The organism is Ollibium composti, from assembly GCF_004801285.1.
Classification (GTDB): Bacteria; Pseudomonadota; Alphaproteobacteria; order Rhizobiales; family Rhizobiaceae; genus Mesorhizobium; species Mesorhizobium composti.
Map to the genome: position 1 here is coordinate 78299 of NZ_SSNY01000010.1, position 18662 is coordinate 96960.

Consider the following 18662-nt stretch of genomic DNA (forward strand, 5'->3'; position numbering starts at 1 on the left):
TCGCTACCGATTCCGCCGAACTGCCATCACTTCTTGCCGCGCTTCAGCTTTTCGAGGATGCCGCCGAGGGCGGCCTTCTTCCTGGTCTTGAGTTCGCTGCGGCCGGTCAGCACATGGGCGACCTCGTTGACGATGGCCACGATCGGGCTCTTGGCGTCCATTTCGCCCAGCATGCGGCCGTTGTTGGCGGCGTTGCCGAACAGCAGCGGCTCGAAGGGAATGACCGCCATCGGCGTGATGCCGAGCGGTTCGGCAAAATCCTGCGGGCTGATCTCGGGGCGCTTGGGCACACCGGCCTGGTTGAGGACCAGCTTCGGCGGCGGATCGTTCGGCCTGAGCTTCTTCAGCATGTCCACCAGGTTCTTGGTGTTGCGCAGGTTGGCCAGTTCGGGCGTCGCGGTGATGACCACGTCGTCGGCCCTGGCCAGCGTGTTCTTCGACCAGCCGCTCCAGACATGCGGCACGTCGAGCACCAGGAGCGGCGCGCTGCGCTGGGCGGTATCGATGATGTGGGCGAAGGCGTCGGCGTCGAAATCGCAGACGCGGTCGAGCGTCGAGGGCGCTGCCAGCAGCGACAAGTGCTCGGCGCATTGCGCCAGAAGGCGATCCAGATAGACCTCGTCGATGCGCTCGGGCGAAAAGACCGCCTCGGCGATGCCTTGCGCCGGGTCCTGGTCGAAATTGATGTTGGCGGTGCCGAAGGCGAGGTCGAGGTCGGCCACCATCACCTCGGACTTGAACAGCGACGACATCGCCCAGGCAACGTTGTGGGCGATGGTGGAGGATCCGACGCCGCCCTTGGCGCCGACGAAGGCGATGGCGCGGCCGATCGGCTCGGCCTCCGGATCGACGAAGATCGAGGAGATGACGCTGACGATGTCGGCCATCGAGATCGGCGCGATGACGTATTCGGAAATGCCGGAGCGGATCAGCTCGCGATAAAGGCCGACGTCGTTGTAGTGGCCGACCACCACCACCTTGGAGCTGGGGTCGCAATGCTCGGCGAGCTGGCCGAGCTGCGCCATCAGTTCCTTCGGCTCGGCGCGCGATTCCAGCAGGATCAGGTTGGGCGTCGGCGCCGACTGGTAGAACTCGATCGCGGTCGGGATGCCGCCCATATGCACCTTGAGGTGCGCCTTGGCCATGCGGCGGTCGCTGCCGGCGCGCTCGATCGGCCCGGCCACCCCTTCCGTCTCGCAGAAAGCCTGGATGGAGATGCGCGGGATCGGCCGCAGGGTCTGCATGGCGGCGACGTCGCGGGCGTCGTCGCTGCCTTCGATATCGGTGTCGTAGGCGAGATTGCTCATCGTCCTGCCCCCGCGGCCTAGTAGGTCACTTCGGAATTGCCGAGGAACTCTTCGGAGATGCCTCGCGCCCGATAGACGTCGATCACCTTGCCGCGATTCTCCGCGTCGATTGTGGTCTGCTTGCGCGGCCCGATCAGGTCCGCCGGATTGGCGATCTGCGCGGCGAGGTTGTTCTGGTAGGAGCAGCCGAAATTGGCGTAGTGCTTGTTTTCGGCATTGTTCAAGAGGTCGTCCGGCCAGCGGCCGCAACGGTCGGTATGCGCCTTGACGGCGGTATAGGAGACGCGGATCGGCGCCGAGACGTCGGAGCCGCCCGCCTGGTAGGACAGGGTCGAGATGCGCCTGCGGCTGATGCCGCTGGCCGCCGCCAGCCGGGCGAAATCGCGGGCGGCCGCGCGGGCGGCGATCTCGTTGGCCGAACCCGACGGCACCGCGATGGTGAGCAGGGGTGCCGCACTCCTGTCGTAGCCGTCGAGGAAACCGAGCAGAGTCTGGCGCTGCGCCCTGGTCATACCGCGGTCGCCGGCGCCGACCGGCAGGTCGATCTTGAGATCCTGCTGGGAAATGACGATCGGATGGTTGGTGCGGTAATCGTCCGGCACCGAACCGACGGTGATGGAATCGCGGTTGGCGCAGCCGGCCAGCAGTGCCGCGGCGGCAACCGCCACGAGCGGAAGGGAGGTGCCTAAACGGAACCGGCGAACGGAATGCGGCGCTGTCGCCATGACCCCTGCTCCAAAGTTTGAACCAGACATGTCCGTTCCCCGCTTATTTGTAGATGAAGCCGACGACGCCGTGATACCGGCCGGCTGGCCTGTCCGTCTGCATGGTGCCGTAGACGCGGTTGACGCGGCCAAGGAACATGCCGGCGCCATCGCTGGCGGCGTTGAAATTGTCATCCGGCTTGGCAAGCTCGTTGCGCGCCACCGGCCGCGACAGATAGGGCGTCACAATGATGACAAGCTCGGTCTCGTTGCGGACGAAATCGCGCGAGCGGAACAGCGTGCCGAGTACTGGGATCTTGGAGAGGCCGGGCATGCCCGTAAGCGCCTGGCGCACGTCGTCGCGAACGAGGCCGGCGATCATCATCGAACCGCCGGAGGGCAGCTCGATGGTTGTATCGGCAAGGCGTTTGCGCAGCGAGATCACGCTGCCGCCGCCGGCGACCACCGACCCCTCGTTGGTCGGCTCGGACACGCTCGTCCGGACCTTCAGGCTGATGCGGCCGGGCGAAAGGACGACAGGCTGGAATTCGAGACCAATGCCGTATTCGATCTTCTCGTGCGAATAAGTCGGATTTCCGTCGCGGTTATCGTTGGATTTGTTTTCCGTGTAACCGGAGGTCATGTTGAATTCACCGCCCACCTTGAAGGTGGCCTTCTCGCCCGAGACGGCGGTGAGCGTCGGTTCGGCCAGCGTCTTCATGACGCCGCCCTGTTCCATGGCATTGAGATAGGCGTTGAGCGTGGAAGTCCCCAGCGACAACGCCGGATTGACCGCGCCCTGCATCGGCATGCCGAGGCCGAACTGCTGGGCGCTGACGGCGCCCCAGCTGATGCCGTTGCTCGAGCCGTTGGCGACCATGTTGACGCCGAGTTGCTTCATGACGTTGCGGCTGACTTCGGCCACCGTCACCTTGAGCGTGACCTGATCGTCGCCGATGATCTGCAAGAGGTTGATAATGGCGCTTTTCTGGCGCTGGGAGTCGGGGTTGTTGATATCGACGCCGCCGGCGGCGTTGCCGCCCGCCGCGGTCTGTGAATACTGGCCCGTCGTCGCCTCGCCGCCGGTGACGAAGGCGGTGGCGAGGTCGGCGGCCCGCTTGGAATCCAGCGGCGTGTCGACGGTGCCGGTCAGCACCACGTTGTCGTTGAGCAGCTCGACCTTGATGTCGGAGCCGGGAATGAAGCGCTTGAGATATTCCTCCAGGCCGGCGACATCGCGCTCGACGTCGAGGTCGAGGCTGACGATCTGCTCGCCGTTGGCGCCGAAGACGAAGATGTTCGTCTCGCCGACCGCCTTGCCGAACAGATAGATGCGCCGCGAGGTGCGGGTGACCGCATCGGCGACCGCCGGGTTGGCGACCAGGATGTCATAGGCATCGCTGGGCAGGTCGAGGACCACCGACTTGTTCAGACCGAGCTTGATGTGCTGGTTTGCCGAACTGGTTCCGACGCGCGCCTTGCCGGCATGCGCCTCGACCGGCATGAAGGAGCCGGCGGCGAACAGGCCGAGCCCGAGCACGGCGGCGAGCGCGATGCGCACTCCAGCATGTGTCCTCATTTCCTAGCTCCCACTTCGGAAACCTCTCCCGACTTGATGAGGCGCACCGTTCCGCGCCGGCCGTTGCCGGAAACGAGATAATCGGCCTCGCCGGTGACCTTCTCGTCGGCGTCGGCGATGGGCCTGAGCGCCAGCGTCAGCCGATCCGCCATCTGCTGGGCGACGGTGATGATCTCGGCCTGCTGCGGCGTCAGCTCCAGCGTCGCCGTCTGGCCGACACGGGTCTTCTTGCCTTCCTCGTCTTCCTGGATCGTCTGGTCGATGGCCAGCACGCGGATGTTCTTCAGGATGGTCTCGGTAAAGAAGCCGTTCGACCCCGGAACGTCCTTGTCGACCCGCCGGGTCATGATGACGTCGACGAAGTCGTTCGGCAGGATGAAGCCGCCGGCGGAGGTGTCGGCGGCGATCGAGGTGGCGACGGCGCGGGTGCCCGACGGCAGGATCGAGGACATGAAGCTCTGCCCCTCGCCGATCAGCTTGGACCGGCGCAGCGGCTCGCCGGTGTACATGGCCATGCGGGCGACCGAGTCCTTCAGCTTTTCCACCGCGTCGGGCTCGTTGGCGCGGGTGATGAAATTGGCGTTGATGCCGTCGGCCGGCCACTTTTCCCACGAGATGTTGTTGGCCAGCGTCCCGCCCATCGGCACGTCGCCGGACAGCACCAGCACGTCCTGGAGCGCGATGGCCGGCTGCTGCGGCGTGTTGACGACGACTTCGGCAGGCGGCTTGACCGCCATGTTCTTGGCGACATAGCCGGCCCCCCCGGCTGCGGCCACCGCGACGCTCAAGATAATCAATCGGGATGCCGGCATATGCCCAACCCTCGCCCTAGCAAACCTCTAGCCAGGCGGGACTTTGCAGCGGCAATCGTCAAATTAGGGTTAATGCAATGCTTACGATCGTGATTAATTTAACGTTTATGCAAATGCGAAGCATCGCCCGCCGCATCGACCGGCGGGCATGAAAAAGGCGGCCGGAGCCGCCTTTGCGAGAAAGCTGCGCCGACAACCCTTCACGAGGCCGTGCGCTCCAGCGCCCACTGCACCAGCGGCGATGCCGGAAAGGCCAGAAGCCCGCCGAGGCCCAGCGCGATGCCGTAGGGAATGCCCATCTTCTCGTCGGCGAAGTGGCGCAGGAACAGGTTGTTGCGCGTCATCGTCGCCAGCACCGAGCCGCGATAGACAAGCAGCGCCATGGTCAGCAGACCGCCGATGACGGAAGCGATCAGAAGATAATCGACGAGGCAGGTACCGAAACCCATCCACACGGAGGTCGCCGCCATCAGCTTGGCATCGCCCCCGCCCATGGCGCCGAGGGCGAACAGGCCGATCGTGCAGGCCAGCACCAGGGCACCGGCGGCCAGATGCAGGCCATACTGCGTCCACTCCATGCCCGTCAGCGGCGCCACGATCATGAAGGCTCCGGCGAGGATGAGCGAGACCCGGTTGGCGATCGTCATCGACAGCATGTCGGAAATCGCCGCGAACAGCATGCAGAAGGGAAAGACGACGAAGATCAGGGCTTCAAGCATCGGGTCCACCATGGTTCCGGGCGGCGAATGCGCCACTACAGGCACCCTAGGCGATTTCCGTTAAGGATCGATGAGCCGGGAACGGCGGATTTGCGCGATTCCCGCCGCTCCGCGATGCCGGAGGCGCCGCCGTTTAACCGTTGGTTCACCAATCCCGTTCATGATCCGTTGAACACATTCGCGCAATCCGCGCTGTCCGGAGATTGAAATGGCCCTGTCGAGATCGCTCCCGATCGCCGCCGCGCTGCTTTCGGCAACGGCCTTCGCCGCGCCGGCGCTGGCGGGCTCGGGCATCGAGGTGACGATGAACCAGGCGCGGATCGTCAAGCTGGCGCGCGCGGCCGACACCATCGTCGTCGGCAACCCGCTGATCGCCGACGCCGCCGTGCAGGACGCCTCCACCATCGTGCTTACCGGCAAGGGCTTCGGCGTCACCAACCTGGTGGTGCTCGACAAGGACGGCAGCCCGATCATCGACGAACAGGTGACCGTGACGCGCCAGAACGCCTCGACGGTGCGCATCTACCGGCGCTCGCAGGTGCAGACGATGTCGTGCACGCCCTATTGCGAGAGCTCCTTCAAGAGCGAGGCCGAGCGCACCTCGGAAATGGAAATGAACGCCGGCAACTGACCGGCGTTCATGCCTGACCGGCCCCATGGCCGGGTTAGCGGCGCGTTAATACAGATCGTGCGAATTTAGGTTTCCGTCAAACCGGACCTCAACAGGTTTCGTCTACGGTGCCCTGCGACAGAGTTTACGGGCCGCACGACATGGACGACACATCTGGCCGACCGAACGACCGCAAGACGCAAGGCAAGGGCCTGCTCGTCCGCTTCGCGCAGGATCGCCGCGGCGTGACAGCCATCGAATTCGGCCTGCTGGGCTCGGCCTTTTTCGCACTGGTCTTCGTCATCCTCGAAAGCTGCGTTTCCTTCGCGTCCCAGGAAGTCATGGTCAACGCCACCGACACCGTGGCGCGCCAGTTGCGCACCGGCCAGGTCAAGAAGGCCGACGCCACCGAGGACTGGGTGAAGCAGCAGATCTGCAACCAGCTCAGCCTGCTGGCCGCAAACAACTGTCTCGGCCGCATCCACGTGGACCTGCGCACTTTCACCACATTTCACGATGCCGCCGAACTTGGCTTCGAGATCGCCAAGAAAAACGGCAGGGACGGGGTCCAGTTGACCAAGCTGGCTGACGGCCAGAAAGTCGATGATGAATTCAAGTTCCTTCCCGGCACGTCGATGACCAAGAACATGCTGCGGGTCTTCTACGAATGGCCGGTAATGACGGACTACATGGCTCTCCAGTTGTCCAACTTGAACGATACCGACACGCTGCATTTCGCTTCGGCGATCTGGCAGAACGAACCCTTCAACGACTAGCGGGCTGGCGCGGGGGCCGGAAGCGACGATCATGGCGAGCGCGGGGGCGCATGGGGCAATGAGGAAACTGGCGGCAGGGATCAGGCGGCTTTGCGCCGACAGGAGCGGCGTGGCGGCGGTCGAATTCGCCTTCATCGCGCCCGTCCTGCTGATACTTTACTTCATCACCATGGAGGCATCGCAAGGGCTCGAGACCAGCAGGAAGGTCGCCCGCCTGGGCTTCACGGTAGCGGACCTCGTCTCGCAGCAGTCCCAGGTCAATACAGAAACGCTTGGGGATATCGTGGCCGTCGCCGCCTCGACGATGCAGCCCTACCACCGCTCCACGCCGACAATCACCATCACCGCCATCACGATAACGTCCGAAGGGCCGACCGTGGAATGGCGGTATAAGACCGGCGAGGCGATCGACAACACCATAAACGTGCCCGCCAAGCTCAACGTCCCGGATTCCTTCCTGCTACAGGTGACCAGCACGCTCGATTACAAGCCGATCATCGCCTGGTCGGGACAAAACGTGGCGGCGACCGGCCTGATATCGAGTTTCGGCGACATTACGATGAGCAACACCTATTATGTCAGGCCGCGCGTGACGTTGACCGTCCCCTGCTCCAACTGCCCTGGTAGCTAAGGCCGGGACTTGCCGGCAACGGCGCGCACCAGCGTCACCGCCGGCTGGTAGTCCTTCGCACTGACGGCGACGAAGCCGCCGGGATGGCCGCGCTCCATGAGGCGGTAGACCTTCGGGTCCCGGTCCTTCAGGCCGGTCAGGAAATCGACGAGGCGCCGCTTGGCGTCGGCGTCCAGGTCGCTGCGCACGGCATGCGGCCCGTAGCGCAGCAGGCTAGACGTCCACACCACCTGCAGCGCCGAGGCTGGGATGCCCGCCGATTTCAGGCGTGCCACGGTGCCGCCGCCCGGCGACCGGTCCCCGCCGCGCGTTGCCGACGCCCGTTCCCAGCCGAATATGGCATCGACGGTGCCGGCCGCGAGCATCGCCTCGGCGGCCGAAGCGGAGGCGGCGCGCTGGAGCAGCGGCTGGCCTTCCAGGTCCGTCACGCCCGCGGCGGCCAGGTCTGCCAGCGGCATCAAGGTGCCGGCGACGCTGTCGGGAGGCCCGATCGCAATGCGGCGCGAGGCCATGTCGGACGGCTTCGATATCCTGGCGTCGCGCGTGACAAGGACCGAGTGGATGCCGGCGGCCCCGTCGGCATCGGTCGGCGCCACCAGCGGCTCGACGCAGCCGCAGCGCAGCGAGACCAGCGCATAGGCGGTGGCCGAATAGACCGCATAGTCGACGCGCCGGTCGATCTGCGCCTCGATCAGCGTGGCATAGTCGCGCGCCACCAGAACCTCGACCTTCATGCCGAGCGCCTTCGAATAGGCGTCCGTCAGCAGGGCGAGGCCGGGAACGGCATTGCCGGCGCCGGGTTCGGCCACAATGCCGATTCGGAAGGTGCCGATATCCTGGCGCCAATCCGCCAGGGCCGGACGCCAGGCGAGCGTCACCATCGCGGCGAGCCCCGCCGCCGCGACACGCGCATGCGTCCTGCGTCCCTTCTTCACGATCTGCCCCACCGGTCCCATGTCCTAAACGGAATTATCGCGGCAAGCGGTTGCCGTTTGGTTTCCGAATTGCCAAGGCGGGCGCCGGCTCCTATGTCTGGGTTGCAACCAGCATGGGCAGCCGATGGCGCGCGCTTTCGTTTTCGTTCTCGATTCCTTCGGCATCGGCGGAGCCGCCGACGCCGGCAAATACGGCGACGCCGGGGCCGATACGCTCGGCCACATCGCCGAAGCGTGCGCGGCGGGCAAGGGCGACCGGGACGGCCTGCGCCATGGGCCGCTGCTTTTGCCCAACATGGTCGCGCTCGGCCTCGGCGAAGCCGCGCGCATCGCAACCGGCTTCGACTTCGGCCGAGGGATCACGCTTGCCCCCTCCTCCTTCCACGGCGCGGCGCAGGAAATCTCCGCCGGCAAGGATACGCCGTCCGGCCACTGGGAGATCGCCGGCCTGCCGGCGCGCTTCGACTGGGGCTATTTTCCCGACACGGTTCCGGCCTTTCCGGCCGCGCTGACCGAGGCGATGATCCGCGAGGGCCGGGTGCCCGGCATCCTCGCCAACCGGCATGCGCCCGGCACCACCGTCATCGAGGATTTCGGCGAGGAGCATATCCGGACCGGCAAGCCGATCTGCTACACATCGGTCGATTCGGTGTTGCAAATCGCCGCGCACGAGGAGCATTTCGGCCTGCAACGGCTCTATGACTTCTGCAAGGTGGTGCGGCGCCTGTGCGACCCGCTGCATGTCGGCCGCGTCATCGCCCGCCCCTTCCTCGGCGAGAGCCGCGACACCTTCAAGCGCACGCCCAACCGCAAGGATTTTTCCGTGCCGCCGCCCGAGCCGACGTTGCTCGACCGCGTCGTCGACCATGGCGGCAAGGTGATCGCGGTGGGCAAGATCGGCGACATCTTCGCTCATCGCGGCATTTCGGAGGTACGCAAAGGCGCCGGCAACATGGCCATGTTCAACGCCGCGCTCGGCACCATGGACGACGCGAAAGGCGGCGACTTCGTCTTCGCCAACTTCGTCGATTTCGACACCGAATTCGGCCATCGCCGCGACGTGCCGGGTTATGCGGCAGCCCTCGAAGCCTTCGATCGGCGCGTGCCGGAGGCGCTGGCCAAGCTCAAGGAAGGCGATCTTTTCCTGCTGACCGCCGACCACGGCAACGACCCGACCTGGCACGGCACCGACCATACGCGCGAGCGCATCCCGATCGCCGGGCTGGCGCCGGGCATGAAGGGCGGCGCCGTCGGGCTGAGGCCGACCTTCTCCGACATCGGGGCTACCGTGGCCGAGCATCTCGGCATCGCCCCCGGCGGCAACGGCACCTCCTTCCTCAAGGCGTTACGCGGCCATGCCTGAACTGCCCGAGGTAGAGACCGTCCGGCGCGGCCTGCAGCCGGTGATGGAAGGCGCGCGCATCGAAAGGGTCGAGGCGCGGCGGCCGGACCTGCGCTTTCCCCTGCCCTCGCCCTTCGGTGCGCGGCTGGAGGGCCGGCGCATAACGGCGCTGGGGCGCCGCGCCAAATACCTGACGATGCATGTCGACGGCGGTCCGGTGCTGATCTGCCATCTCGGCATGTCCGGCTCCTTCCGCATCGAAAAGGACGGAGCGGGCGAGATCCCCGGCGATTTCCACTACGAGCGCTCGAAGAACGCCGCTCATGACCATGTCGTCTTCCACCTCTCGACGGAAAAGGGAGAACCGGCGCGCGTCGTCTACAACGACCCTCGCCGCTTCGGCTTCATGCTGTTCGCCGAAGGGGCGCCGGACGAGCACGCCATGCTCGCCGGGCTCGGCGTCGAGCCGACCGGCAACGCGCTCGACGGGCCGCTGCTTGCGGGCCTGCTCCAGGACAGGAAGGCACCCTTGAAGGCAGCGCTTCTCGACCAGAGCCTGATCGCCGGGCTCGGCAACATCTATGTGTCGGAAGCGCTGTGGCGCGCCGGCCTGTCGCCGCTGCGGCTCGCCGGCACGCTCGGCAAGGCGGGCCCGAAGGCGCGCGCCATGGCCGACCGTCTGGCCGGGTCGATTCGCGCCGTCATCGCCGACGCCATCGCCGCCGGCGGCTCCTCCTTGCGCGACCATCGGCAGGCGGACGGCTCGCTGGGCTATTTCCAGCATAGCTTCGCCGTCTACGACCGCGAGGGCATACCCTGCCCGACGCCCGGCTGCAGCGGCACGGTGCGGCGCATCGTGCAAAGCGGCCGCTCGACCTTTTACTGTCCCACCTGTCAGAAGTAGCATCGCGGCCCTGCACCAGCCGAACGGGAGAAGACCATGGCCTATGAAACGATCATCGCCGAAACGCGCGGCAAGGTGGGGCTGATCACGCTCAACCGTCCCAAGGCGCTCAACGCGCTGAACTCACAGGTTCTGGCCGACATCGTGGCGGCGGCGAAAGCCTTCGACGCCGACGACGGCGTCGGCGCCATGGTCGTCACCGGTTCGGAAAAAGCCTTCGCCGCCGGCGCCGATATCAAGGAGATGCAGGCGAAGTCCTATGTCGAGGCCTATCTGGAGGACTTCTTCGTCGGCTGGGAGGAGTTCACCCGCGCGCGCAAGCCGGTGATCGCGGCGGTGGCCGGCTATGCGCTGGGCGGCGGCTGCGAGCTCGCCATGATGTGCGACTTCATCATTGCCGCCGACAGCGCAAAATTCGGCCAGCCGGAAATCACGCTCGGCGTCATGCCCGGCATGGGCGGCTCGCAGCGGCTGACCCGATTCGTCGGCAAGTCGAAGGCGATGGATATGGTGCTGACCGGCCGCATGATGGACGCCACTGAGGCCGAGCGTTCGGGACTGGTGTCGCGGGTCGTGCCGGCGGCCGACCTCGTCGAGGAAGCGATGAAGGCTGCCGAGAAGATCGCCGACTTCTCGCTGCCCGCCGTGATCATGGCCAAGGAAGCCGTCAACCGCTCCTATGACCTGACGCTGGCCGAGGGGCTGCGATTCGAGCGGCGCGTCTTCCATTCCATGTTCGCGCTGGACGACCAGAAGGAAGGCATGGCCGCCTTCGCCGAGAAGCGCAAGCCGGCGTTCAGGAACCGGTGAGCGACATACGGCAAATTGCTGTAGCTTCTCCGTTGACGCGCCCGGAAAGCTGAACTATAAGCCGCACCAACCGAGGCGGCCGCGTGGCTGCCCGTTTGTTTTTTGCGCCTTGCGGCTTGCCGTGGCGCCGACCCGTTGAGATCAGAAGAGAGGCACCATGGCCAACACCTCCTCGGCCAAGAAGGCAACGCGCAAGATCGCCCGCCGCACGGCGATCAACAAGAACCGCCGTTCGCGCGTCCGCAACTACGTGCGTAAGGTCGAGGAAGCCCTGGCCGCCGGTGACAAGGCCGCCGCCGAGGCCGCCCTGCAGATCGCCCAGCCCGAGTTGATGCGCGCCGCCGGCAAGGGCGTGCTGCATGTCAACACCGCCTCGCGCAAGGTCTCCAGGCTGACGCGTCGGGTCAAGACCCTGACCGCCTGATCGCCCTCAAAGGCAGGCCCGTTCCAATCGACCCGGCGCATCGCGCCGGGTTTTTTCGTTTGTCGGCAAGGGCTTGGAAAACGGCCGTGCCGATTGCCGCTGCGGCAGGCCGGCAGACCTCGTTTTCGTTTGCCGGCGGGAGGGCCTGTCCGGTCCATTAGAGAGCGCGCAAAAGCCTCCGGCGGCGATTGCTCCGGGCAGACATTTCCGTTTTATTCCAGACACTTACGGAAGGTCATCCACAAGCCGTCCACACTATGCCCAGGGCGGCGGCGAACAAGCCTGTGTCAAGGGAAATAATAAAAAATATTTCGCGCCAGCTACCCTTTTTCACACGGCTTGGAAAAGGGTTTGAATCACAACGGCTTTGCGGTTTCGACCCGGTGCGACACCGCGCCGGAAGGCGCCCACGCTAACCAGATTCGTTAAAAATCCGTTAGAGGCGGCCTTGCCCTTTCCACAGCGATTTCGTTAGTGTCTGCCCATCGAAAGGGACGGGCCCCAGGCCCTCGACCTAGCTGAAATCGGCAGCGTCCACAACGCGGATCGTCTCCGCGAACGGGCGAGGTTTGCCCTCTCGATGCGTAGGGGACTGAGTCATTGTGCATGGCAGTCGCAGGCCCACCGGCTTTAGCCGGGCGGCGTTGCTTTGCCTGATCGGTTCCCGAGGCCCATGCCGGCAACGCTGGCGGGCAAACGGCGGCAACGGTCAGCGGCGACCGGTGCGGCCGGCAAGGAGCATCGTCGGGATCAAGGTGCAGGAGGCGCACCCCCGGCGCAACGAAGGTACGAAGACAGGAACCATAAGAATGCAGAGCGGCACCGAAAGGGAGATGAGCGGCGACATCCCGTTTGCGGGTAATCCCGGCGGGAGCGACACCGTGGGAAACAGCGCGGCAGACCAGCGCTTCGAGAGCATCAAGGCACAGTTGAAGGCCCGGCTCGGCAGCGAGGTCTATTCGAGCTGGTTCGGCCGCATGAAGCTGGCCGAAGCCTCCAAGGGCATCGTTCGCCTTTCCGTGCCGACGGCATTCCTGCGCTCCTGGATCAACGGCCACTATCTCGATCTCATCACCGAATTGTGGAAGCAGCAGGACGACGACGTCCTCAAGGTCGAAATCATCGTGCGCAGCGCCGTGCGGCCTGTGCGCCACACGGAGGCCGAGGCGGCGCCGGCACGCAAGACCGTACGCCAGACCCAGACGGCGCTTTCCTCCGGCACGCTGGCGCCGGGCAAGCCGGAGCGCATTCCCGCACCGCGCAGCGCCGCAAGCGCAGGCGGCGGCATGGACGGCGAGCAGCGCCAGAGCGTGCTCGGCTCGCCGCTCGACCCGCGCTACACCTTCGCTTCCTTCGTCGAGGGGCCGTCCAACCGGGTGGCGTTCGCGGCGGCCAGGGCGGTGGCCGAGTCGGCTTCCAGCGCCGTGCGCTTCAACCCGCTGTTCCTGCATGCCACCGTCGGCCTCGGCAAGACGCACCTGTTGCAGGCGATCGCGGCGGAAGCGCTGAAGCACAACCCGAAATCGCGTGTCGTCTACCTGACGGCCGAATATTTCATGTGGCGCTTCGCCACCGCCATCCGCGACAACGACGCACTGACGCTGAAGGAACGACTGCGCGACATCGACCTGCTCATCATCGACGACATGCAGTTCCTGCAAGGCAAGTCGATCCAGCACGAGTTCTGCCACCTCATCAACATGCTGCTCGACAGCGCCAGGCAGGTGGTGGTGGCGGCCGACCGGCCGCCAGCGGAGCTGGAATCGCTGGAGCCGCGCGTGCGCTCGCGCCTCAACGGCGGCGTGGCGCTGGAAATGGCGGCGCCCGACTATGCGATGCGGCTTTCGATGCTCAAGCAGCGGCTGGCGGCCGCTCAGGCCGAGGATCCTTCGCTCGCCATTGCCGACGACATCATCGCCCACGTGGCGCGCACCGTCACCGGCTCGGGCCGCGAACTGGAGGGCGCCTTCAACCAGTTGCTGTTCCGCCAGTCGTTCGAGCCGATCACCATCGAGCGCATCGACGACATCCTCGGCCATATCTACCGCTCGGGCGAACCGAAGCGGGTGCGCATCGAGGACATCCAGCGCATCGTGGCGCGCCACTACAACGTTTCGAAGACGGAACTGCTGTCCAACCGGCGCACACGCACCATCGTCAAGCCGCGGCAGGTGGCGATGTACCTTTCCAAGGTTATGACGCCGCGCTCCCTGCCCGAGATCGGCCGGCGCTTCGGCGGCCGCGACCACACCACCGTGCTGCATGCCGTGCGCAAGATCGAGGACCTGTCCGGTTCCGACAACACGCTGGCGCAGGAACTGGAGCTGCTGCGGCGGCTGATCAACGACCAGGCCTGAAAACGTTCATGAAACCCCTGCATGGCCGGCCGCCTTCGCGGACCGGCCATGCGGTTTTCCGGACGATTTGCCGATGACGGGCGACACTTGCGGGACCAGATGAAGTTTATCCCCGACAAAGCCTGCGGCGCCTCATCGCACGAGCCTGCCGGGCTTGCTTTTCAAGGGGTTTTCCTGTCAGTTTGACCAGATTCCAAACGAGTTTGGAGCAAGTTGCGGGTCGGCATACCAGAGACCCGCTTTGCCAGTCGGAGCGAGTCTTTTCGTCATGCGCGTGATCCTGGAACGGTCGAACCTGCTCAAGTCCCTCAACCACGTCCACCGCGTGGTCGAGCGGCGCAACACGATCCCCATCCTGTCCAACGTGCTTCTGTCGGCCGAGGGCGGCTCGCTCGAAATGAAGGCGACGGACCTGGACCTCGAGATCAACGAGGCGACGCCGGCCAAGGTGGAACAGGCTGGCGCCACCACAGTGCCGGCGCATCTGCTCTACGACATCGTGCGCAAGCTCTCCGAGGGTGCGGAGGTGATGCTGAAGACCGACGAGGACGGCAACGCCATGTCGGTTATTTCCGGCCGCTCGTCCTTCCGCCTGCAATGCCTGCCGCAGTCCGACTTCCCCGAGCTTTCGGCCGGCTCCTTCCCGCATATTTTCCGGCTCGACGCCACGGCACTGAAGACGCTGATCGACAGGACGCAGTTCGCCATCTCCACCGAGGAGACGCGCTATTACCTCAACGGCATCTACCTGCACGCGATGGATGTCGGCGGCAAGCTCAAGCTGCGCTCGGTGGCGACCGACGGCCACCGGCTGGCGCGCGCCGAATTCGACGCGCCGGCGGGCTCGGAGGGAATGCCGGGCATCATCATCCCGCGCAAGACGGTCAGCGAGTTGCAAAAGCTGGTCGACGATCCGGATGTCGCCGTCACGGTCGAGCTTTCCGACACCAAGATCCGCTTCACCATCGGCTCGGTGGTGCTGACCTCGAAGCTGATCGACGGCACCTTCCCCGACTACCAGCGCGTCATCCCGACCGGCAACGACAAGAAGCTCGTCATCGACCGGCAGACCTTCGCCGCCGCCGTCGACCGCGTGTCGACCATCTCCTCGGAGCGTGGCCGGGCCGTGAAGCTGGCGATCGCCGACGGCCAGCTGACGCTGACAGTCAACAACCCCGATTCGGGCAGCGCGACCGAGGAACTGGCGGCCGACTATTCTTCCGATCCGCTGGAGATCGGCTTCAACGCCCGCTACCTGCTTGACGTCGCCGCCCAGCTCACCGGCAGCGAGGCGCGCTTCATGCTGGCCGACGCCGGCTCGCCGACGCTCATCCACGACACCAGCGACGAGAACACGCTCTACGTGCTGATGCCGATGCGGGTGTAAAGCCGCGGTCCCTGTGCCCTCCCCGCACATTACGCGGCTGACGCTCACCAACTTCCGCAACTATGCGGCGCTGGCGGTCGATCTTCGTCCGGGCGCGGTGGTGCTGACGGGCGACAACGGCGCCGGCAAGACCAACCTGCTGGAAGCCGTGTCGCTGCTGGCGCCGGGGCGCGGCCTGCGCCGCGCCGCCTATGGCGAGGTGGCGCGCGAGGGCGGCGACGGCGGCTTCGCCCTGCACGCCCGGCTGGACGGCCCCGGCGGCGAGGCCGAGATCGGCACCGGCACATCCGGCAACGACAATCCCGGCGAAGGCGGGCGCAAGGTGCGCATCAACGGTGCGGCGGCGCGCTCGGCGGAAGCCATGCTGGAATGGCTGCGCGTGGTGTGGCTGACGCCTTCGATGGATTCGCTGTTCACCGGGCCGGCCGGCGACCGCCGGCGTTTCCTCGATAGGCTGGTGCTGGCGATCGACGCCGGCCATGGCCAGCGCGCGCTGGATTACGAAAAGGCGATGCGCGGCCGCAACCGGCTGCTGGCCGAAGGCTCGCGCGACGGCGCCTGGTTCGAGGCCATCGAGACGCAGATGGCCGAGACGGGCACGGCGATCGCCGCCGCCCGCGCCGAGATGGTGCGACTGCTGGCCGCCATGATCGAGCGCCTGCCCGGCGACGGGCCGTTCCCGCAGGCCGACATCGGATTGGCGGGCGAACTGGAGGCGGCGGTGGCGACGATGCCGGCCGTCGAGGCCGAGGAGCGGTTCCGCCGCGCGCTGGCCGAGGGGCGCGAGCGCGACCGCGCCGCCGGCCGCACGCTGGAAGGACCGCACCGCGCCGACCTGACCGTGCGGCACCGGCCGAAGGCCATGGCGGCGGAATACTGCTCCACCGGCGAACAGAAGGCGCTGCTGGTCGGCATCGTGCTGTCGCATGCAAGGCTGACCGGCGAGATGGCCGGCATGGCGCCGATCCTGCTGCTCGACGAGATCGCCGCGCATCTCGACGCCGGCCGGCGCGCGGCGCTGTTCTCGATCCTCGAGGAACTCGGCGGCCAGACCTTCATGACCGGCACGGATGCAGCACTTTTTTCCAGCCTGAAAGGCCGGGCGCAGTTTTTGACCGTTGACCATGGCACGGTGACGGCGACGGAAGGGTTTTGACACACCACCGTCGTCATCCCGGAATTCGCTTTCGAGCGAAGCGAGAAAGGAATATCCGGGATCCATTCCGTAACCTAGCCGACGTTCCGGCATGGATCCCGGCTTTCGCCTCACGGCTTCGCCGTTCGGCAGCGGCCGGGATGACGAGGAGATATTCGCGCTCTATGGTTCGACCATGACGACCGCCCTGCCCCTGTCCGACGAGGAACTTGAGCGCTATGCGCGCCATATCGTGCTGCCGGAGGTGGGCGGGCCTGGGCAGCAGAAACTGAAACGGGCGCGGGTGCTGGTCATCGGCGCCGGCGGGCTTGGCGCGCCGGTGCTGGAATATCTGGCGGCCGCCGGCGTCGGTACGCTCGGCATCGTCGACGACGACACCGTCTCGCTGTCCAACCTGCAGCGGCAAGTCATCCACGGTACCGAATCGCTCGGCCGCCCGAAAGGCGAAAGCGCGCGCGAAACCATCCTGCGCATCAACCCGCATATCACGGTCGAGTTGCATGCGCTTCGGCTGACGGCGGACAACGCCCCTGCCCTCGTCGCCGGCTACGACCTCACCGTCGACGGTTCCGACAATTTCGACACGCGCTATGCGGTGGCGGACGCTTGCGAGGAAGAGAAAAAGCCGCTGGTCCATGCCGCCGTCGGCCGTTTCGACGGTTCCGTGACGGTGCTGAAACCGTTCGAGATGGGTACGGACGGCAAGCAGAATCCCTCCTATCGCGACCTGTTCCCCGAGCCGCCGCCCGCAGGCGTCGTGCCCTCCTGCGCCGAGGCCGGTATTCTGGGCGCGCTGACCGGCGTCATGGGTACGTTGCAGGCGATGGAGGCGATCAAGCTCATCACCGGCATCGGCGAGCCGCTGGTCGGCCGGTTGCTGCTCTACGACGCGCTGGCGGCGCGCTTCGAGACGATCCGCTACAAGAGGCGCTGACGTGGCTCTCACCCTGACCGCCGAGGAACAGGCAGTCGCCGGCGGCCGCGACGGCACCGCAATCGCCATGCGCATGGTCGCCGAGAGCGCCCGTCTGCTTGGCGCGCCGCGCCTGATCCCCATCGCTTCGGCCCATATCGACGGCGCGCTCTACCACGGCGATTCCGGCACGCTGTTCGCCGAAAGGCTGGTCGAGGGCGGCGCCAGGGCCGCCGTGCGGTCAACCCTCAATGTCGGCGCGCTCGACCTCATGGGCTGCTCGAAAGTGCGGCTCGAAGGCCATGAGCGCGCCATGGCGCGGCGCATGATGGACGCCTACCGCACACTCGGCTGCGAGCCGAGCTGGACCTGCGCGCCCTATCAGGCCGGGCATCGGCCGGCCTTCGGCACGGACGTCGCCTGGGGCGAATCGAACGCCGTCGTCTTCTGCAACTCGGTGCTCGGCGCGCGCACCAACCGCTACGGCGATTTCCTCGACATCGCCTGCGCCATCGCCGGCCGCGCGCCGGATTACGGCCTGCACCGGCCAGAGAACCGGCTGGCAGAGGTGGTGTTCGACGTTTCCGCCCTGCCCCGCGCCTTCCTCGGCTTGGAAATCGCCTGGCCGGTGCTGGGCAGCCTTTTCGGCCGGGAGGTCGGCACGGCAATCGGCGTCGTCGCCGGCGTCGAGGGCCATCCGGGCGAGGACGCGCTGAAGGCCTTCGGCGCGGCCGCCGCATCCTCGGGCGCGGTCGGGCTGTTCCATATCGCCGGCGTGACGCCGGAAGCGACGGATGTGGCAACCGCGCTCGGCGGCCTGCCGCCGCGGGCGGTCATCCGGGTCACGCCGGACATGGTCGCGGCGGCACGCGCGGCCCTGTCGACGGCAAAGGCCGCTGACCGCATCGATGCAGTGGCCATCGGCAGCCCGCACCTGTCGCCCGCCGAGTTCGCGGCACTGGAGAGGCTGATCGGCGGCCGGCGGCTGAAAGTGCCGCTCTATGCCTGCACCGGGCGCCACGCGCTGGCCGAACTGGAAAACGACGGACGGCGCAAGGCACTTGAGGCGGCGGGCGTCACCATCGTCGCCGACACGTGCGTTGTCGTGACCCCGATCCTGCCCGACCTTGCCGGGGCCGTTTTGATGACCAATTCCGGCAAGTTCGCACACTATGCTCCGGGCAACACCGGGTATGGGGTGCTCTATGGCTCACTGGCCGACTGCGTCGAGAGCGCGGTGGCCGGACGGCCGGTGTTTTCGGATTTGATGGCGGGTGAAGTGAGCGAGGCAGGTAC

At 66.3% G+C, this 18662-nt stretch carries 17 protein-coding genes and 1 pseudogene; 12 read left to right on the plus strand and 6 right to left on the minus strand.

Annotation, left to right across the window (positions count from 1 at the left end; all coding sequences use genetic code 11):
- Positions 1 to 26: 26 nt before the first annotated feature.
- From E6C48_RS16750 to E6C48_RS16770, 5 genes are all read right to left on the minus strand, one after another.
- The gene (locus tag E6C48_RS16750) at positions 27 to 1307 is read right to left on the minus strand and encodes an AAA family ATPase (protein ID WP_136359293.1); all 1281 of its coding nucleotides are present in this window, start codon (positions 1305 to 1307) and stop codon (positions 27 to 29) included.
- 17 nt (positions 1308 to 1324) lie between these two features.
- Entirely contained in the window at positions 1325 to 2032 is a 708-nt protein-coding gene (locus tag E6C48_RS16755; protein WP_230978813.1) for a CpaD family pilus assembly protein, read from the minus strand.
- A gap of 43 nt (positions 2033 to 2075) precedes the next feature.
- Complete coding sequence (locus E6C48_RS16760; protein WP_168734562.1) at positions 2076 to 3590, minus strand: type II and III secretion system protein family protein; 1515 nt, start codon at positions 3588 to 3590, stop codon at positions 2076 to 2078.
- Positions 3587 to 4402 (minus strand): Flp pilus assembly protein CpaB, encoded by an 816-nt coding sequence (gene cpaB / locus E6C48_RS16765; RefSeq protein ID WP_136359297.1) that lies wholly within the window; start codon positions 4400 to 4402, stop codon positions 3587 to 3589. Before cpaB ends, E6C48_RS16760 begins: the two co-directional genes overlap by 4 nt.
- Positions 4403 to 4602: 200 nt before the next feature.
- Positions 4603 to 5121 carry an A24 family peptidase gene (locus tag E6C48_RS16770; protein ID WP_136359299.1) on the minus strand — a complete coding sequence of 173 codons (519 nt, stop codon included), beginning with the start codon at positions 5119 to 5121 and terminating at the stop codon, positions 4603 to 4605.
- 208 nt (positions 5122 to 5329) lie between these two features.
- On the opposite strand from E6C48_RS16770, the gene E6C48_RS16775 reads away from it, so the two are divergent.
- From E6C48_RS16775 to E6C48_RS16785, 3 genes are all read left to right on the plus strand, one after another.
- Entirely contained in the window at positions 5330 to 5752 is a 423-nt protein-coding gene (locus E6C48_RS16775; protein ID WP_136359301.1) for a pilus assembly protein N-terminal domain-containing protein, read from the plus strand.
- A 140-nt stretch (positions 5753 to 5892) separates the two neighbouring features.
- Entirely contained in the window at positions 5893 to 6507 is a 615-nt protein-coding gene (locus tag E6C48_RS16780; protein ID WP_136359303.1) for a TadE/TadG family type IV pilus assembly protein, read from the plus strand.
- 109 nt (positions 6508 to 6616) lie between these two features.
- Positions 6617 to 7138, plus strand: coding sequence for a TadE/TadG family type IV pilus assembly protein (locus tag E6C48_RS16785; protein ID WP_230978814.1), 522 nt, complete (start codon positions 6617 to 6619; stop codon positions 7136 to 7138).
- On the opposite strand, the gene E6C48_RS16790 is transcribed toward E6C48_RS16785, so the two are convergent.
- Positions 7135 to 8019, minus strand: a complete 885-nt coding sequence (locus E6C48_RS16790; protein ID WP_136359431.1) for a phosphate/phosphite/phosphonate ABC transporter substrate-binding protein — start codon at positions 8017 to 8019, stop codon at positions 7135 to 7137. The genes E6C48_RS16785 and E6C48_RS16790 overlap by 4 nt on opposite strands.
- Before the next feature lie 178 nt (positions 8020 to 8197).
- Between E6C48_RS16790 and E6C48_RS16795 the strand changes: the two genes are divergently transcribed.
- The 9 genes and pseudogenes from E6C48_RS16795 to E6C48_RS16835 all read left to right on the plus strand — a co-directional run.
- Complete coding sequence (locus E6C48_RS16795) at positions 8198 to 9436, plus strand: phosphopentomutase (protein ID WP_136359307.1); 1239 nt, start codon at positions 8198 to 8200, stop codon at positions 9434 to 9436.
- Positions 9429 to 10319: a bifunctional DNA-formamidopyrimidine glycosylase/DNA-(apurinic or apyrimidinic site) lyase gene (gene mutM / locus E6C48_RS16800; protein ID WP_136359309.1), complete on the plus strand. Its 891-nt coding sequence runs from the start codon at positions 9429 to 9431 to the stop codon at positions 10317 to 10319. The genes E6C48_RS16795 and mutM overlap by 8 nt, the downstream gene beginning before the upstream one ends.
- 36 nt (positions 10320 to 10355) lie before the next feature.
- Positions 10356 to 11129 (plus strand): enoyl-CoA hydratase, encoded by a 774-nt coding sequence (locus E6C48_RS16805; RefSeq protein WP_136359311.1) that lies wholly within the window; start codon positions 10356 to 10358, stop codon positions 11127 to 11129.
- Positions 11130 to 11286: 157 nt separating this feature from the next.
- Positions 11287 to 11553 carry a 30S ribosomal protein S20 gene (rpsT, locus tag E6C48_RS16810; RefSeq protein ID WP_136359313.1) on the plus strand — a complete coding sequence of 89 codons (267 nt, stop codon included), beginning with the start codon at positions 11287 to 11289 and terminating at the stop codon, positions 11551 to 11553.
- A 755-nt stretch (positions 11554 to 12308) separates the two neighbouring features.
- Positions 12309 to 13910, plus strand: coding sequence for a chromosomal replication initiator protein DnaA (gene dnaA / locus E6C48_RS16815; protein WP_407941006.1), 1602 nt, complete (start codon positions 12309 to 12311; stop codon positions 13908 to 13910).
- A 268-nt stretch (positions 13911 to 14178) separates the two neighbouring features.
- Positions 14179 to 15297 carry a DNA polymerase III subunit beta gene (gene dnaN / locus E6C48_RS16820; RefSeq protein ID WP_136359317.1) on the plus strand — a complete coding sequence of 373 codons (1119 nt, stop codon included), beginning with the start codon at positions 14179 to 14181 and terminating at the stop codon, positions 15295 to 15297.
- A 13-nt stretch (positions 15298 to 15310) separates the two neighbouring features.
- Positions 15311 to 16453, plus strand: coding sequence for a DNA replication/repair protein RecF (gene recF / locus E6C48_RS16825; RefSeq protein WP_136359319.1), 1143 nt, complete (start codon positions 15311 to 15313; stop codon positions 16451 to 16453).
- 175 nt (positions 16454 to 16628) lie between these two features.
- On the plus strand, positions 16629 to 17387 hold the full coding sequence (locus tag E6C48_RS16830; RefSeq protein WP_136359432.1) for a molybdopterin-synthase adenylyltransferase MoeB: 759 nt from the start codon (positions 16629 to 16631) through the stop codon (positions 17385 to 17387).
- 1 nt (position 17388) lies between these two features.
- Positions 17389 to 18585: pseudogene (locus tag E6C48_RS16835) on the plus strand (aconitase X); the annotation flags it as partial.
- Positions 18586 to 18662: the final 77 nt, after the last annotated feature.

Bases quoted from the DNA above. Each gene is read 5' to 3' on its own strand.
- E6C48_RS16830 (WP_136359432.1), top strand. From the start codon at position 16,629: ATGACGACCGCCCTGCCCCTGTCCGACGAGGAACTTGAGCGCTATGCG.
- E6C48_RS16775 (WP_136359301.1), top strand. From the start codon at position 5,330: ATGGCCCTGTCGAGATCGCTCCCGATCGCCGCCGCGCTGCTTTCGGCA.
- E6C48_RS16780 (WP_136359303.1), top strand. From the start codon at position 5,893: ATGGACGACACATCTGGCCGACCGAACGACCGCAAGACGCAAGGCAAG.
- cpaB (WP_136359297.1), bottom strand. From the start codon at position 4,402: ATGCCGGCATCCCGATTGATTATCTTGAGCGTCGCGGTGGCCGCAGCC.
- E6C48_RS16750 (WP_136359293.1), bottom strand. From the start codon at position 1,307: ATGAGCAATCTCGCCTACGACACCGATATCGAAGGCAGCGACGACGCC.
- E6C48_RS16790 (WP_136359431.1), bottom strand. From the start codon at position 8,019: ATGGTGACGCTCGCCTGGCGTCCGGCCCTGGCGGATTGGCGCCAGGAT.
- E6C48_RS16805 (WP_136359311.1), top strand. From the start codon at position 10,356: ATGGCCTATGAAACGATCATCGCCGAAACGCGCGGCAAGGTGGGGCTG.
- E6C48_RS16770 (WP_136359299.1), bottom strand. From the start codon at position 5,121: ATGCTTGAAGCCCTGATCTTCGTCGTCTTTCCCTTCTGCATGCTGTTC.
- dnaN (WP_136359317.1), top strand. From the start codon at position 14,179: ATGCGCGTGATCCTGGAACGGTCGAACCTGCTCAAGTCCCTCAACCAC.
- E6C48_RS16795 (WP_136359307.1), top strand. From the start codon at position 8,198: ATGGCGCGCGCTTTCGTTTTCGTTCTCGATTCCTTCGGCATCGGCGGA.
- E6C48_RS16760 (WP_168734562.1), bottom strand. From the start codon at position 3,590: ATGAGGACACATGCTGGAGTGCGCATCGCGCTCGCCGCCGTGCTCGGG.
- E6C48_RS16755 (WP_230978813.1), bottom strand. From the start codon at position 2,032: ATGGCGACAGCGCCGCATTCCGTTCGCCGGTTCCGTTTAGGCACCTCC.
- mutM (WP_136359309.1), top strand. From the start codon at position 9,429: ATGCCTGAACTGCCCGAGGTAGAGACCGTCCGGCGCGGCCTGCAGCCG.
- rpsT (WP_136359313.1), top strand. From the start codon at position 11,287: ATGGCCAACACCTCCTCGGCCAAGAAGGCAACGCGCAAGATCGCCCGC.